13 protein-coding genes are annotated in these 14078 nt (G+C 67.7%); 8 read left to right on the top strand and 5 right to left on the bottom strand.

What is annotated here, in order from left to right; genetic code table 11:
• Positions 1 to 19 precede the first annotated feature (19 nt).
• A complete protein-coding gene (locus tag KF889_19090; GenBank protein ID MBX3501553.1) occupies positions 20 to 1363 on the bottom strand; it encodes an extracellular solute-binding protein in 1344 nt (447 codons plus the stop codon).
• A gap of 102 nt (positions 1364 to 1465) precedes the next feature.
• Between KF889_19090 and KF889_19085 the strand changes: the two genes are divergently transcribed.
• Positions 1466 to 2347 carry a polysaccharide deacetylase family protein gene (locus KF889_19085; GenBank protein MBX3501552.1) on the top strand — a complete coding sequence of 294 codons (882 nt, stop codon included), beginning with the start codon at positions 1466 to 1468 and terminating at the stop codon, positions 2345 to 2347.
• A gap of 151 nt (positions 2348 to 2498) precedes the next feature.
• The gene (locus KF889_19080) at positions 2499 to 3437 is read left to right on the top strand and encodes a polysaccharide deacetylase family protein (GenBank protein ID MBX3501551.1); all 939 of its coding nucleotides are present in this window, start codon (positions 2499 to 2501) and stop codon (positions 3435 to 3437) included.
• A gap of 114 nt (positions 3438 to 3551) precedes the next feature.
• On the opposite strand, the gene KF889_19075 is transcribed toward KF889_19080, so the two are convergent.
• Positions 3552 to 4016 (bottom strand): peptidoglycan-binding protein, encoded by a 465-nt coding sequence (locus KF889_19075; GenBank protein ID MBX3501550.1) that lies wholly within the window; start codon positions 4014 to 4016, stop codon positions 3552 to 3554.
• Between the two features lie 309 nt (positions 4017 to 4325).
• On the opposite strand from KF889_19075, the gene KF889_19070 reads away from it, so the two are divergent.
• On the top strand, positions 4326 to 5477 hold the full coding sequence (locus KF889_19070) for a helix-turn-helix transcriptional regulator (protein MBX3501549.1): 1152 nt from the start codon (positions 4326 to 4328) through the stop codon (positions 5475 to 5477).
• 124 nt (positions 5478 to 5601) lie between these two features.
• Here KF889_19070 and KF889_19065 read toward each other — a convergent pair whose 3' ends face one another.
• Together KF889_19065 and KF889_19060 are read right to left on the bottom strand one after the other, a co-directional pair.
• Positions 5602 to 6636: a hypothetical protein gene (locus KF889_19065; GenBank protein ID MBX3501548.1), complete on the bottom strand. Its 1035-nt coding sequence runs from the start codon at positions 6634 to 6636 to the stop codon at positions 5602 to 5604.
• A 262-nt stretch (positions 6637 to 6898) separates the two neighbouring features.
• On the bottom strand, positions 6899 to 7654 hold the full coding sequence (locus KF889_19060; GenBank protein MBX3501547.1) for an MBL fold metallo-hydrolase: 756 nt from the start codon (positions 7652 to 7654) through the stop codon (positions 6899 to 6901).
• An 86-nt stretch (positions 7655 to 7740) separates the two neighbouring features.
• Between KF889_19060 and KF889_19055 the strand changes: the two genes are divergently transcribed.
• The 5 genes from KF889_19055 to KF889_19035 all read left to right on the top strand — a co-directional run bounded on the left by KF889_19055 (position 7741) and on the right by KF889_19035 (position 12157).
• Entirely contained in the window at positions 7741 to 8319 is a 579-nt protein-coding gene (locus KF889_19055) for a TetR/AcrR family transcriptional regulator (protein ID MBX3501546.1), read from the top strand.
• Positions 8320 to 8480: 161 nt separating this feature from the next.
• Positions 8481 to 9011 carry a terminase small subunit gene (locus KF889_19050; protein ID MBX3501545.1) on the top strand — a complete coding sequence of 177 codons (531 nt, stop codon included), beginning with the start codon at positions 8481 to 8483 and terminating at the stop codon, positions 9009 to 9011.
• 31 nt (positions 9012 to 9042) lie between these two features.
• Positions 9043 to 9777 carry a glutathione S-transferase family protein gene (locus KF889_19045; GenBank protein ID MBX3501544.1) on the top strand — a complete coding sequence of 245 codons (735 nt, stop codon included), beginning with the start codon at positions 9043 to 9045 and terminating at the stop codon, positions 9775 to 9777.
• Positions 9778 to 9864: 87 nt separating this feature from the next.
• Positions 9865 to 11049 carry an LLM class flavin-dependent oxidoreductase gene (locus tag KF889_19040; protein MBX3501543.1) on the top strand — a complete coding sequence of 395 codons (1185 nt, stop codon included), beginning with the start codon at positions 9865 to 9867 and terminating at the stop codon, positions 11047 to 11049.
• A 130-nt stretch (positions 11050 to 11179) separates the two neighbouring features.
• On the top strand, positions 11180 to 12157 hold the full coding sequence (locus KF889_19035) for an ABC transporter substrate-binding protein (protein MBX3501542.1): 978 nt from the start codon (positions 11180 to 11182) through the stop codon (positions 12155 to 12157).
• Positions 12158 to 12224: 67 nt separating this feature from the next.
• Here the strand turns inward: KF889_19035 and KF889_19030 are convergent, their stop codons facing one another.
• Positions 12225 to 14012, bottom strand: a complete 1788-nt coding sequence (locus tag KF889_19030; GenBank protein ID MBX3501541.1) for a peptide ABC transporter substrate-binding protein — start codon at positions 14010 to 14012, stop codon at positions 12225 to 12227.
• Positions 14013 to 14078: the final 66 nt, after the last annotated feature.

Raw genomic sequence — 14078 nt, 5'->3', positions numbered from 1 at the left:
GGGGAAGGCGAGTTCCAGCTCAGCCGTCAATCTTGATCCCGGCCTTCTGCAGATCCTGGATCGCCTCGGCCTGGGCCTGCTTCATGGCGTCGGCGGCGCCCTGCTGCTTGGTCGCGATGCGCTCGATCGCCTTGTTGATCTTGTCGCCGACCTGCGGGAACACCGGCACGGTGCGGTACTTCATGTAGCCGGTCTTGCCGCCCAGCTGCAGCACCTCGAGATAGATCGCCGCGACGTCCTGGTCGTTGAGCGTCAGCGCGCTCTTGAACTCCGGGCTCTGGATCACCGAGAGCCGGCAGACGCCGGGATAGCCGTGGTCCTTCACCAGCCGGGCGATCATCTCCTTCGACACCGCCCACTTGATGAACTCCCACGCCGCCTCCTTCTTCCTCGAGCCGGCCGGGATGCCGAGCGCATGGCTGTTGGAGCCGGGGAAGTTGCCCGCCGGCCCCGCCGGCATCAGCCCGTAGCGCACCGTCTTCTGCACCGTGCTCTCGGCGTGCTTGAACAGCGGCACCAGCCACGCCGTGTCCTGGGTGCGGATATTGGCGCGGCCCGACATCTGCGAGCGCATCGCCTGGTCGTCGGAATAGGACAGCACGCCGTCGGGCCCGTACTTGGACAGCAGATCGGCGTACCACTGCGCCGCCTGGGCGGCCTGCGGCGTGTTGAGCGTCGGCGTCAGGTTCTCCGGCGGCGCCTTGAAGACGTTGCCGCCCATGCCCATCAGGTAGGGGATCCAGTTCCAGTGATGCAGCCGGTCGGCGGTGAAGGCGGCCATGCCGTCCTTGCCATGGATCGCGTCGCAGACCTTCAGCAGGTCGTCGAAGGTCTTGGGCATCGAGAGCCCGGCGTTCTCGATCAGGTCGTAGCGCGCGGCGCCCATGATCATCGCGCCGGCCAGCCAGGCGTAGCCGAAGGTCTCGCCCTTGGCGTTCTGCATCGCCGATTGCGGGCCACCGACGAAATCCTCCGGCGCCCATTCGGCCGGCGTCAGCTTCGCATCCTTGGTGAAGGTGTCGAGATTGGTCAGCCAGCCGGCGCCGATCCAGCGGCCCGAGTAGATGAAGGTGACGTTGATCACGTCGAGCGCCGAGCCCTTGGTCGACAGCTCCAGGTCGGTGCGCTGGTTGTAGACCGGGAAGGCCTGCATGGTGAAGTTCACCTTGATGCCGGTCTTCGCCTCGAACTCCGGAAAGTATTTCCGGAGATAGTCGAAATAGGTCGTCTGGAAGCACGCGCCGTTGATCGTCGTGCCGGCGTAGGGCTTGCCGGCCTGCGCCAGCACCGCCGGTGCCGAAAGGCCGATGGCGGCGGCCGCGCCGGCGCCCTTGATCAGCGTGCGTCTTTGGAAGCCTGTCATGACGGGTCTCCTCCCCAGGAGCGCTGTCGTCATCATAGCTGCCCCGGCGCGCGGAGAAAGGTCCTTCGTGCTAGCGTCCTCGCATCACGGGAGGGTTGCGCCATGAGCACGGCTGCCGAGCTCGACCAGGACATCGCGGCGCTGAAGGCGAGGGCCGCGGAGTACGGTGCGCGTCACAGCGTCGTCGAGCGGGTGACGTGGCCTGAGGGCGTGCGCGTGGCGGTGAACTTCACCGCCGATTTCGACGCCATGCTGCTGCGCCGCGTGCTCAACGAGCCGCCGATGCAGCTGGCCAAGGGCGAGTTCGGCGGCCGTGTCGGCATCTGGCGGCTGATCGAGCTGTTCGACAGCCACGCCATCAAGGCCACCATCTTCACGCCCGGCCGCATCTGCGAGCTCTATCCGCAGGCGGTGAAGGCGGCGTCGAGGAGCGGCCACGAGATCGCCGACCACATGTGGGAGCATCGCGTGCCGGCCGAGCCCGAGCTGGAGCGCGACCATCTGCGCAAGGCCAGGGCGGCGATCGAGCGGCTCACCGGCAGGCCGCCGGTGGGCACGCGCAGCTGGCACACGCAGAGCCTGCTGCTCGAGGAGGGCTTCATCTACAACTCGCACGACACGGCAGACCACCGCCCGCACTACATCAGCAAGCCGGACGGCTCCGGCCCGCTGCTGAACCTGCCCTTCCACTACGTCATCGACGACGCGATGTTCTTCAGCTTCGCCTGGCTCAGCAGCGAGAACGAGGCGCAGCGCATGATGGATCCCGACCACGTCGAGGCGATCTGGTGGGACGCCTTCATGCGCGAGTACCGGCAGGGCGGCTATCTCAACATCTGCATGCACCCCTTCGTGTCGGGCCGCGCGCTGCGCATCGCCATGCTCGACCGGCTGATCGGGCGCATGAAGGCGCTGCCCGGCGTGTGGTTCCCGACCGTCGAGCAGGTCGCGCGCCACGTGCTGAAGACGCATCCGCCGACATAGGCATTCCCTTCCCCCGGAGGGGGAAGGTGGCGCGCCGCGCCGGATGGGGGATGCCTCAACACACTGGGTGTCCGTCTTCGACATCCCCCATCCGCCCTTCGGGCACCTTCCCCCTCTGGGGGAAGGAGGAACAGACACGGGAGATCACTCAATGCCCTGGAAGGACCGCTACACGATCAGCGACGAGCGCAGCCTCGGCGACAGTGAGATCCGCTGGCCGGACGGCAAGAGCTGCTGCCTGCGCATCGTCGTCGACCTCAGCCCGCCCTGCGGTCCCGCAGGCATCACGGCGAAGGACCTGACCACGCCCGATGCCTATTTCGCCATGCATGGCGGGCTGGCCAATCTGCGCGACGTGCTGAAGCGCTACGATCTGCGCGCCACCTTCGCCGTGCCCGCGGTGATCGCCGAGATCCACGCCGCCACCATCCGCGGCCTCGGCGAGGAGGGCCACGAGATCGCCGCGCACGGCTTCAAGCACGAGGACGTCAGCCAGCTCGAGCGTGCCGAGGAGCGCGCGCGGCTGGAGCGCACCACCGCGATCATCGCGGCGGCGACGGGCGCGCGCCCCTCGGGCTGGTTCTCGCTGCCGCGTCCTTCCGACAAGTTCGCCGGCGGCGCGGTCAGCCCGCACACGATCGACCTGCTGATCGAGGCCGGCTACGAGTATTTCGGCAACGGCCTGGCCGACGACGCGCCGCACTACTGGGTCAGCGATTTCGCCAGCCGGCGCGCGATCCTGACCTTGCCGTACTACTACCATTTCGACGACCAGTACTTCCTGCTGTTCCCGAAGAAGGGCACCGGCCTGGAGAATCCCGAGGGTCTGTACCGCAACTGGAAGGCCGAGCTCGACGCGCAGTACAGGCGCGGCCGCCACTTCTCGATGGTGCTGCATCCGCACGGCATCGGCTGGCCCAGCCGCATCCCGGTGCTGGAGCGCTTCCTCGACCACGCGCGCGGCCTGCCGCAGCTGTGGAATGCGACAAGCGCCGAGTGCGCGCGGCATTGGCTGACACATTATCCGGCGGCGACTCACCTCAAGCTCGAGCCGTCGATCTGGCAGGACCATCCCGGGAGTTTGAGCTAGGAGGTCGGAGTTGGGTTTCCTGTCATGCCGAGCGCAGCGAGGGATCCAGGCGGCGTCCCTGGATCCCTCGCTGCGCTCGGCATGACAGACGATCCAACCTGCCCGGACCTTGCCCTAATACGGGTCTGGCGCCTGTACACGCTTGTAGCCGCTGAGATTGAGCCTGATGAAGGCGAGCATGTTCTCGCGAATCCCCCGCTCGTTCTCGCGAACAAACGCGTCGCTTCGCCCGATATCCCAGATCACGCCCATTGTCTGCTTGCCGACGATGCCGTCGACCGTCAGGTGATGAAGATGCTGGAAGGCAATGACACGATTGTCGGTTCTCGAACCGAAGTAGAAATCGTACTTGCCGCGCACGACCTTGGGGTCGCTGATAAGGCGCGGCCGCATCTTGAGCACGTGATCGAGGGTCAGCTTGAGAAACGCGACGGCGAACGGGCGATAGGTGAAGGACGCGGTGCGACCTATCTTGCGGCCGAAGCCTTTGTAGTTCTCCCAGAAATCGCCGATCTCGCCGGATCCGATCATCAGGATCCAGGGACTGCTGCTGTACTTGTGCCAGGGATTGTCTGCCATGAGCTCGTACCCTTGAACTGCCCTTGTTCATCGCACCACGCCTGACTTGAGAGAACGGGCCTCGATTGCGTCTTCGATGGCCCCGTGGTGATGCAACGGCCGGGCATCGCGTTCACACGAACGCACCTTCAATCCGCTCCCGGACTCCCGCCGGGAATCGATGTGATGCCGACCTGCGGTGCACATTGGTCCCTACGGCCGCTTTGCGCGTCCGACGTTTGTCGGATAAGTTGTGGGATTGGTCGGGCGCGGCGAGGCGAATTGATCCGCCGGGATCGCCGCAGCCTCTGCTGGCAGACGGGCTATGCCATGGCGGTTGCCATCGAAGAAGCCTCGGCGCTGATCGGACACATCTATGACGCGGCGTTCGACGCCGCGCTCTGGCCTGACGTGCTGATTCGACTGACGGACGCGATGGGCGGTGCCGACGCCACGATCGCGGTCGATGATCGTGCAAGCGGCATCGTCACCATGATCGCACCCCGCACCGATCCCGCATCCCTGCGCAGTTACCGCGCCTACTGGGTGGACCAGAACGTCGTGTGGCAGCGCCGCCGGCGACTGCCCGTGGGCCGGGTGGTGACGATCCGCGATCTTGCGCCCGCGGACTTCACCCGTTCGCCCTTCCACAATGAATGGTGGCGCCCGCAGGGGTTCGGCCTGGGGGGCATGGGCGTCAACCTCCTCGCCGAGGGAAAGGCGTCGGCGACATGCGCCATTCAGTCCCGCGCCGGAAGGGATGCGTTCGGGAGGAAAGAGGCGGCCCTTTTCACGCTGCTCGCTCCTCATCTCGTTCGCGCCATCTCGGTCCAGCGCCGGTGGTGGCATATCGAGCTGAAGGAAGAACTCGCGCTCTCGCAGTGGGAGCGACCGTCCAGGGGCATCGTGCTCGTCGATGCGCGTGCCCATGTCGTCTACGCCAACAGGTTTGCGCGAGCCGTCCTCGACGCTCGTGACGGTTTATTCGTCGGCGCGGGCGCTCTGTCGGCGTCGGATCCCGAGGCAGCCTCGGTGCTGTCGCGGCTCATCGCGGGATGCGCCAACCGCGGCATCCGCGATGGCGGCCCTGGCGGAACGCTGCGGGTCGCTCGCGCCGGCCGTGCGCCGCTCGGCGTTGTCGTCGTGCCCTTTCCGAGCCGGGAACGCCAGGCGGACCCGCGCTGGCTCGGGCTTGCGTGGCCGACGGCGATCGTCATCGTCACCGATCCGCAGCGCGAGCGGCGGCACCAGAGGGATCGGCTGATGCGCCGGTTCGACCTCACGCCCACCGAGGCCGAGCTGGCCCTCGAGATCACCAGGGGAAAGGGACGCGAGGCCGCGGCGCGCCGCCTGAACATCACGTTGGGCACGGCACGCACCCATCTTGAGCGCATCTTCAGCAAGGCGGGCGTGCATCGCCAGGCCGAGCTGGTGGGTCTTGTCTCGGCGATTGTCAGGGATGCCGGACCGACCGCGGATTGAGCCGGCGATCGCGCAGGGTTGCTCGAGGAACGTCGCGACGGGCTTTCTGTGCTCTACCAGCCGGGCCAAGCTCGAGCCGTCGATCTGGCAGGACTGTCCAGGCAGCCTGAGCTGATCCGCGGCGCTACACCGGCCCGGGCCCCGCGCTGGTGATGACGCCTTCGTACATGACGTAGGAGATGCCGACGCCGACCGACACCGGCGTGTCGATCAGGGTGACGATGACGTCGCTGCCGCGCGACATGTAGGCGTTGCTGCCCCAATACAGGCCCTTGATGGCGGTCCACGCCTTGTCGATCTTGTCCGCCGCCACGCGCTCGCCGGCGCGGATGGCGTTGACCAGCTTGATCAGCCGCCAGTACTCCGGCGCCTTGGCCAGCTTGCCGACAGCGGCGCCGATCGCGATGTTGACGTCCTCGCCGCCGAACTTCACCCCGTTCAGCCTCTCGGGCTTGTCCAGTCCGAAGATCAGAACGATCGTCCAGCCGGCCCCGACGTCGGCACCGATGGTCTTCGTGCGCAGGATGTCGGCCGAGAACACGACGGAGCGCTTGTCGGTGGCCTTGGACAGCGAGGATTGTCCGACATTGAACGCGATGCCGCCGGTCGCCTCGCCGCCGCGGCTCGACTGGCCGACGCCGCCGCCGATCCCGCCCTTGCCGGCCAGGCCGAGCCAGGTGGTGAACGGGTCCATCGTGACCTGCTTGTAGTAGGTCTCCCGCCGCCACAGGCTCCACCACGAATCGTGCGCGTAGACGGCGATCGGCACGCGCGGTTCGCCCATCACCGTCCGGTAGTTCCGCCCGTCGGGGACGAGAAACTCGCTGCAGGCCCAGTCGGAGTCCGGGCCCGATCCGCCGAACTGGTGCTTCGGGATCTTGCTGCGAAAGATCGGCAGGCTCGATCGGCCGTAGGCATCCACGTCGTAGACCGCGTTGCGATCCATCATCAGGCGCCGCAGGTCCTTCCACGACAGGGCTGCGGGACAGGGATTGCCGATCTGCTGCACCGGAACGAAGCGGACCTGGGTACGGCCCGTGGCGTGCACCGCGCGCTCGGCGAGGATGCACGGCGGCTCGCCCTCGGTCGTGCCGTTGGCCTTCTCGACGCAAGCCTTGCACACCGGGATGAGGAACGGTCGAGGCTGGTGGGCGCCCATGACATGAACCCCTGCGAACAAAGCGGCGGGTACGCGGCGAATACTTTGGTCGCAGAGTTTCTTTTCTCGGGTCGACTGAGACAAGCCGGGTCATGACTGCCTAGGGCGCGTCGATGCAGGAAAACCGGGCTCGAACTATTCAAATGAATAGGGAAAGTGTGGCGTGCCGGCCACAGCGGGCGAACATTCGGCATGTCCGCCGCGCGGGCCGCGTCGAGCGAGCCGTTCGCCGCCGCCGCGCGCCGGCAGGGCTTGGCAGGTGCTACGCCGCCTGCATCGTCGGCGGCGCGACGTTCCGGTCGGCCGCGCGCCGGTCATAGTCGTCGGCCAGCGCGCCGAGCGCGGCGGCGCCGTCGCCCGCGAAGGACGGGCCGTGCATCAGGGCCAGGGTGCGCGGCGCCAGCCCGGCAAGCTGGCGGATCGTGGCGCCCATGGCCGGGTTCAGGCTGGAATACCTGAACATGTCCTCGGCGGCGATCGCCGGGCCGACGATGTCGCCCTGCGTCAGGGCCGGCCCGTTGCCGACCTGTGTGAAGAGATCGCCGCACAGCAGCGTGCCGGTCGACTGCTCGAAGAGCACGCCGGCGTCCCAGCCGTGCGGGGTGTGCGGCGTGTCGAGGTAGCGGATCGTCCGGCCGCCGCCCAGCGCGATCGTCTCGCCATGCGCGAGCGCGCGCGGCGCGCGGTCCGCCAGGTCGTCGAGCTGCACGCCGCAGGCGGTCTGCCCATGCGCCACCTGCGCGCGCGGCGCGACGGCGAGCCACTCGTTCATCGATCCGCACTCGTCGGCCTCGACATGGCCGAAGGTGATCCAGCGCAGTCGCTCCACGGGGATGAGCCGGCCGACCGCCTCGCGCACCAGCGGGAACATCCGGCGCGGGCCGGTGTGGAACAGCAGCGGCTCCTCGTCCGTGACCAGGAACTGGTTGAAGGTGAAGCCGGCCGGCGCGGCGATCTGCGGCACGAAGGTCGAGAGCCGGAAGATGCCCTGGGCGATCTCGTCGATTTTGGTCTGCATTGCCATCCCCATATTGACAGTACATAAGCGTGTACTGAATCATGAGGAGTCTGTCAATATAGATACACACAGATGTGCAACGAAATATGACCCGACCCTATACCCTCGGCAAGCGGGCCGACCAGCAGGCGCGGACACGGCGGCGCATCGTCGAGGCGGCGGTCGAGCTGCATACCGCCATCGGTCCGGCGGCGACGAGCTTCAGCATGGTGGCCGAACGCGCCGGCGTGCAGCGCCACACGCTCTACGCCCATTTCCCCGACGAGCGCAGTTTGCTGCTGGCCTGCTCGGCGCACGCCATCGCCGGCGATCCGACGCCCGACGCCGAGGCGTGGCGCGCCATCGCCAGTTCTCGCGAGCGGCTGATGGCGGGGCTGACGACGATCTACAGCTGGTACGAGCGCAACGCGCAGCTGATGGCCAGCGTGCTGCGCGACGCCGAGCATCACGCGCCGACGCGCGAGACCATGGAGCTGCGCTACGGTCCCTCGGTCGCGGCCTGGCACGACGTGCTTGGCGCCAGGCTGCGCGCCCGGCAGCGCGCGCTGCTGCACCTCGCGCTGGGCTACCACGCCTGGCGCGCTCTGGTCGTCGAAGGCGGCCTCAAGCCGGCCGCCGCCGTCAGGCTCATGGTCCAGGCGATCGAGCGCGCGGAGGAGGGGTGAGCAATTCTACCTTCCCGCGGAGGGGGAAGGTAAGAGGTGTTGCCACAACGAGCACGGCTAGGAATCCAGAGAATCCCTGTCGCGCTTGAACTTACAGGGCGTCGGCGACTCGCGTAGGGGTGGAAATCGACTTCGGCGACGGAGCGCGTAGTCTCGTCGCTGTGAGCACACGAATCACTACGCGCCTATCACCCCGTCACGAGCGCTTCGTCCTGGAGTTCCTCAAGGACGGCAACGCCACCCAGGCCTATGTCCGCGCCGGCTATTCGCCGCGCGGCGCCCAGCCCAGCGCCTCGCGCCTGCTGCGCGACCCCAGGATTGAGGCCGCCATCGCCGCTGGCCGCGCGCGCATGGCCCAGGCGCTGGAGGTCGACGTCACCCGCCTGGCCCGGGAATGCGCCAGGATCGCCTTCGCCAGTATCGAGGACTTCATCTCGATCGACGAGACCGGCCACCCGCGCATCGACCTGATGAAGGCGACCCAGGCGCAGTGCGCCGCCATCGTCGAGCTGAAGGTCAGCAACCATGGCAAACAAGAGCAGACCGTGACCCTGAAGCTGGGCAAGCTGCAGGCGCTGAGCATGCTGACCAGGCAGGTCGGGCTGCGGGTGGGGGAAGGCAGGAACAATGCAGGTCAGCCATATGTGAACTTCCTGCCTCCGCGGAGGAAGGTCGACAAAGGCGAACCATGATAGCGTACCATTGCAAAGAGGAGACGCGCGGATGGCGTTGCCGGTGTTGCACCATGCCTGGAGATCGAGCGCCTCGCGCCGGGTGCGGCTGTGCCTGGCGGAGAAGGGCGTCGAGTTCGAGAGCGTGCTGGTCGACCTGACGCGCGGCGAGCACCACACGCCGCAGTACCTGAAGATGAATCCGCTGGGCGTGATCCCACTGCTGGTGCTCGACGACGGCCGCTCGCTCTACGAGAGCGGCACGATCTGCGAGTACCTCGACGAGACCATCGCCGATCCGCCGCTCAGGCCCGAGGGCGCCTTCGATCGCGCCACCATGCGCAACTGGATCCGCCACGTCGACGGGCTGATCGGCAACCTGATCGTCTTCAACTGGAAGCACAGCATCGCCAAGGTCGCCGCGCAGTGGAGCGATGCCGAGCTGGCCGAGAAGCTCAGGAGCATTCCCAGCAAGGAGCGCCAGGAGGCCTGGCTGCGCGCGGCGCGCAAGCCCTATACCGAGGCGGAGCAGGACGAGGCGCGCGGCAGGCTGGTGGCGCTGCTCGATCGCATGGAGGCGATGCTGGCGGCGAATGGCGGCTGGCTGGTCGGCGGCCGCTACTCGATCGCCGATATCGCGGTAGTGCCGTTCGTCAAGCGCATCGACGAGGAGATCGCGCCGCACGAGATGAGCGAAGCGAAGCATCCCCGCGTGCACGACTGGTGGCAACGCATCCAGGCGCGCCCGGCGTTCACGACGGCGCGGATCGGGAGTTTCTATGACTAGGGCCTGTCATCCCGAGCGCAGCGAGGGGTCCAGGATGCCGCCTGGATCCCTCGCTGCGCTCGGGATGACAGAGTGGAGGAACCCGCCATGATCACCAAATTCGACAGCTCCTATGTCGGCACGGTCGACATGGAGAACTGCGGCTATCTCGGCACGCCGATCAACGATCGTCGCTACACCAACCAGCAGCTCGCCGACGTGCTGCACAACGCGGTGGCCTATGCGAGGAAGATGGACGGGCTGGGTTACGACACGTTCTGGATGGCCGAGCATCACTTCCAGCCCGAGGGCACGGAGTGCATTCCCAACCTGCTGATGATGGCGATGCACCTGGTCAACCAGACCAGGAACCTCAGGATCGGCTGCGGCTTCAACATCGTGCCGATGTGGCATCCGCTGCGCCTGGCCGAGGACTACGCCATGGCCGACATACTGAGCGGCGGGCGCGTGATCTTCGGCGTCGGCCGCGGCTATCACACGCGCGAGGTCGAGACCTTCGGCTCGCCCCTGCTCGACCAGGACGCCAACCGCGAGATGTTCGAGGAGGGCGTCGACGTCATCTTCAAGGCGTTCAACGAGGAGCGCTTCGCGCACAAGGGCCGCTTCTTCACCATCCCGCCCGCGGTCGAGTATCGCGGCTACACGCTGAAGGACATCACCCTGGTGCCGCGGCCGCTGCGCCTGCCGGTGGAATGCTGGCAGCCGATCCAGAGCGGCTCGGATCGCGCCTTCGATTTCATGGCAAAGCATGGCATCTGCGGCGTGATCGGCGGCGGCTCGGCCGAGGGCGGTGCCGTGGAGCGGCACATGAAGGGCTTCCAGGCCGCCTATGCGCGGCGCGGCCGGCAGATCGCGCTGGGCGAGCGCCTGTCGCTGGGCTTCCAGTTCCACATCGCCGAGAGCCGCGAGGCGGCGATGAAGGTCGCCGGCAAGTACTACGAGGAGAACATGAAGATGTTCGGCGAGCTGCGCCTGGTGCGCGCGCTCACCGAGGAGCAGATCGCGGCGATGCGCGATCCGGCGCTGGTGCCGGGCACCAAGCTGCCGCGCATCGAGGACGCGGTGAAGGCCGGCGGCTTCCTCGCCGGCACGCCCGCCGACATCATCGAGCAGCTCAAGGCGGTCGAGGCGCGCTATCCCGGGCTGGAGCGCATCGGCTGCGCCATGCCGCTGGGCACGCCGCTGCCGATGGCGCTGGAGCAGCTGGAGCGGTTCGCCAGGGAGGTCATCCCCGCCTTCCGCACGAGCCGCGCCGCCGCGGCCGCGGAGTAGCTCCCTCTCCCCGCGCGCGGGGAGAGGGTCGGGGTGAGGGGTCGCTTCAGGGAGCGGCCGCCGTGGGATTGATTTGCCCGCGCCGCCGGACGATGCTCATCCGATCGCATGTCCGGGGGGAGTGCAGCGCATGATCGGGGTCGGACGGCGCGGCGTGATCCTCGCTGCGGCGGCGTTGCCGGCGGCGGCGGGCGCGCAGCCGGCGCGGCGGCGCCATCGTCTTGCCTATCTCAGCGGCGGCTCGCTCGCCGCGCGGCAGAAGTGGATCGACGCCCTGCTCGAAGGCCTGGCCGCGCTGGGCTACGAGCGCGGCCGCAACCTCGAGCTCCTGCTGAAGGGCGCCGAGGGCCGCTTCGAGCGACTGCCGGCGCTGGCCGCCGAAGTGGTCGCATGGAACCCCGACGTCATGGTGGCGTCGACGACGCCCGGCGTGCTCGCGGCCAAGGCGGCGACGACGCGCATTCCCATCGTCATGGTGGCGCAGGGCGATCCGCTGGGCGTCGGCATCGTCAAGAGTCTGGCGCGCCCGGAGGCCAACGTCACCGGCTACTCCAACGCCACCGTCGAGCTGGTCGGCAAGCGGCTGCAGCTGCTGAAGGAGCTGCTGCCGCGCGCGCGGCGCGTCGCGGTGATCGTCAACCCCGACGACAGCAACGTCGAGCGGCAGATGGCCAATGCCCGCTCGACCGCGCGGGCGCTGGGCATCGAGCTGGCGCCGGTCGCGCAGGTGCGCGCCCTGGCCGATCTCGACGCTGCCCTGGCGCAGGCCGCCACGGCCGACGGCGCGCTGCGCTTCGTCGATCCGCTGACCTCGATGCTGCGGCCGGCGATCCAGCAGGCGGCGGCGCGCCACCGCGTGCCCGTGAGCTACCCGTTTGCCGAGGATGTCGCGCTCGGTGGCCTGATCGGCTATGGCGCCAACCAGGCGCACATCTACCGTCGGGCGGCGCAGGCCGTGCACCGGCTGCTGCAGGGCGCGACGCCGGCCCAGCTGCCGGTCGAGATGCCGACGGTCTTCGAGCTGGCGATCAATCTGCGCACGGCGAAGGCGCTGGGCATCACCGTCCCGCAGACGCTGCTCGCCGGCGCCACCGACGTTTTCGAGTGAACGCAAGCGGCGCCGGAGGACGTCCGGCGCCGCTTCCGTCGCTTCGCTTGCGCTCAGGGCGGGAAGATCACGCCTCGCGGTACCAGTTGGCGAGGTCGAAGGTGTTGTTGTCCCAGCCGCTGAGCTCGAGCTTGAGGTTGTGGGCGACGCCGGCGGCGCCCAGCCGGGCGACGACGGGGATCTGCACCTGGTCGTTGACCGTCAGGTCGTTGAGCTTGATGAAGAGCGCGGCGCGCTTGATCGGATCGAGCTCGACGACGGCGGCGTTGAAGGTGTCGTCGAACTCCTTGCTCTGCCAGCGCGTGGTGTTGCGGCCCTGCCACTTGTTGGCCTTGGTGCCGGCCTCCCACGACAGGCCGCAGCGCCAGAAGCGCTCCGGGTCGACGCCGGTGTTGGTGGTGTACATCTGCAGGTCGGCGTAGAACTTGGTGTAGGTGTCGGGGTTCGCCACATCGGAGCCGAAGAACACCGAGGCCGTCACCGCCTTGACCTCGATGTCGATGCCGGCCTTCTGGCAGGCCTGCTTGACGATCGCCTGGGTCTTCTGGCGCGGCTGGTTGATCGAGGTCTGGTAGACGAACTTCAGCTTCTTGCCGTCCTTCTCGCGGATACCGTCGGCGCCCTTCTTCCAGCCGGCCTTCTCGAGGATGTCGCTGGCCTTCTCGACGTTGAACTCGAACTTGGCATTCGAGCGGAAGCGCTTCGGGTTGTTGACGATGTGCGCGGTCGCCACGCCGGTGCGGCCGTAGATGTGCTTCTCGACCGAGGTGCGGTCGACCAGCAGCGCCAGCGCCTGGCGCACCGCCTTGTCTGAGAGCGTCGGATGCTTGGTCTTCAGGCTCGAGCGCTCGCCGTCGACCTCGGTCCACGGATCGGTGCTGTTGAGCTGGATGCGCTCGATGCCACCGCCCTCGGTCAGCACGACGCGGCCCTTGCCGCCCTTCTCGAGACGCAGCAGCACCTCGTCCTCGACCTGCAGGTTCCAGGCGAAGTCGTACTCACCGGTCTGCAGCACGGCGCGCGCCGCCGACACCGCGTCGCCGCCGCCCTTCATCTCGATCGAGTCGAAATGCGGCCGGTTGGGCTGGTGGTAGTCGGGATTGATCACGCCCTGCACCATGTCGCCGGGCTTGAAGTCCTTGAACATGTACGGACCGGTGCCGACCGGCTTGAGGTTGGTCGGCGCCTCGCGCGACTTCGCTCCCGTGTAGTCGGCGAACAGGTGCTTGGGGATGATCATGCCGAAGGAGCCGACGAAGGCGTCGGCCCAGAACGGCGTCGGCTGATTGAATTTCACCACCACGGTGTGGCTGTCGATCTTCTCGACCACGACGTCCTTGTAGCTGCCGCTGGTCAGCGCCGCGGTCGCCGGATCCCTGGCGTACTCCCAGTTGAAGACCACGTCGTCGGCGGTGAACGGCTTGCCGTCATGCCACTTCACGCCCTGCTTGAGCTTCCAGGTCACCGACTTGCCGTCGGCGGCGATCGTGCCGTCCTCGCGGCTGGGAATCGACGCCGCCAGGACCGGGCGCAGGTTGCCCTCGCCGTCCCAGCCCGCCAGCGGCTCGTAGAAGATGCGCGAGCCGTCCTGGTCCTTGGTGCCGACCGCGAAATGCGGGTTGAGCAGCGTGGCGCCCTGCCACCACAGGACCTTCAGCGCGCCGCCGCCGCCGCGCTTGGTCGGCTTGTAGACCGCGGCCCTGGTCTGGGCCATGGCCACGCCGGCATGCGCCAGCAGCTGCGCCGCCAGCGGCGCGCCCAGGCCGACCGCCGCCATGCGACGCACGAAGGTGCGGCGCGACAGCCGACCGTGCTTCACTCGATCGATCAGATTTCGCAGGTCTTGCTCGTTCATGGATGCCCCCGTCCGAAAGTTAAGCCCTGTCCGTCACAACGCTTGCAGACGATCCGCATGCAAGAA

It is taken from the genome of Alphaproteobacteria bacterium (assembly GCA_019635875.1).
Classification (GTDB): Bacteria; Pseudomonadota; Alphaproteobacteria; order Reyranellales; family Reyranellaceae; genus JAFAZJ01.
Note: the sequence above shows the minus strand (reverse complement) of the source record. Positions and strands in the feature narration are given on the sequence as shown.

Excerpts from the sequence above, each read along its gene's own strand:
- KF889_19090 (MBX3501553.1), bottom strand. The coding sequence starts at position 1,363 with ATGACAGGCTTCCAAAGACGCACGCTGATCAAGGGCGCCGGCGCGGCC.
- KF889_19085 (MBX3501552.1), top strand. The coding sequence starts at position 1,466 with ATGAGCACGGCTGCCGAGCTCGACCAGGACATCGCGGCGCTGAAGGCG.
- KF889_19080 (MBX3501551.1), top strand. The coding sequence starts at position 2,499 with ATGCCCTGGAAGGACCGCTACACGATCAGCGACGAGCGCAGCCTCGGC.
- KF889_19075 (MBX3501550.1), bottom strand. The coding sequence starts at position 4,016 with ATGGCAGACAATCCCTGGCACAAGTACAGCAGCAGTCCCTGGATCCTG.
- KF889_19070 (MBX3501549.1), top strand. The coding sequence starts at position 4,326 with ATGGCGGTTGCCATCGAAGAAGCCTCGGCGCTGATCGGACACATCTAT.
- KF889_19065 (MBX3501548.1), bottom strand. The coding sequence starts at position 6,636 with ATGGGCGCCCACCAGCCTCGACCGTTCCTCATCCCGGTGTGCAAGGCT.
- KF889_19060 (MBX3501547.1), bottom strand. The coding sequence starts at position 7,654 with ATGCAGACCAAAATCGACGAGATCGCCCAGGGCATCTTCCGGCTCTCG.
- KF889_19055 (MBX3501546.1), top strand. The coding sequence starts at position 7,741 with ATGACCCGACCCTATACCCTCGGCAAGCGGGCCGACCAGCAGGCGCGG.
- KF889_19045 (MBX3501544.1), top strand. The coding sequence starts at position 9,043 with ATGGCGTTGCCGGTGTTGCACCATGCCTGGAGATCGAGCGCCTCGCGC.
- KF889_19040 (MBX3501543.1), top strand. The coding sequence starts at position 9,865 with ATGATCACCAAATTCGACAGCTCCTATGTCGGCACGGTCGACATGGAG.
- KF889_19035 (MBX3501542.1), top strand. The coding sequence starts at position 11,180 with ATGATCGGGGTCGGACGGCGCGGCGTGATCCTCGCTGCGGCGGCGTTG.
- KF889_19030 (MBX3501541.1), bottom strand. The coding sequence starts at position 14,012 with ATGAACGAGCAAGACCTGCGAAATCTGATCGATCGAGTGAAGCACGGT.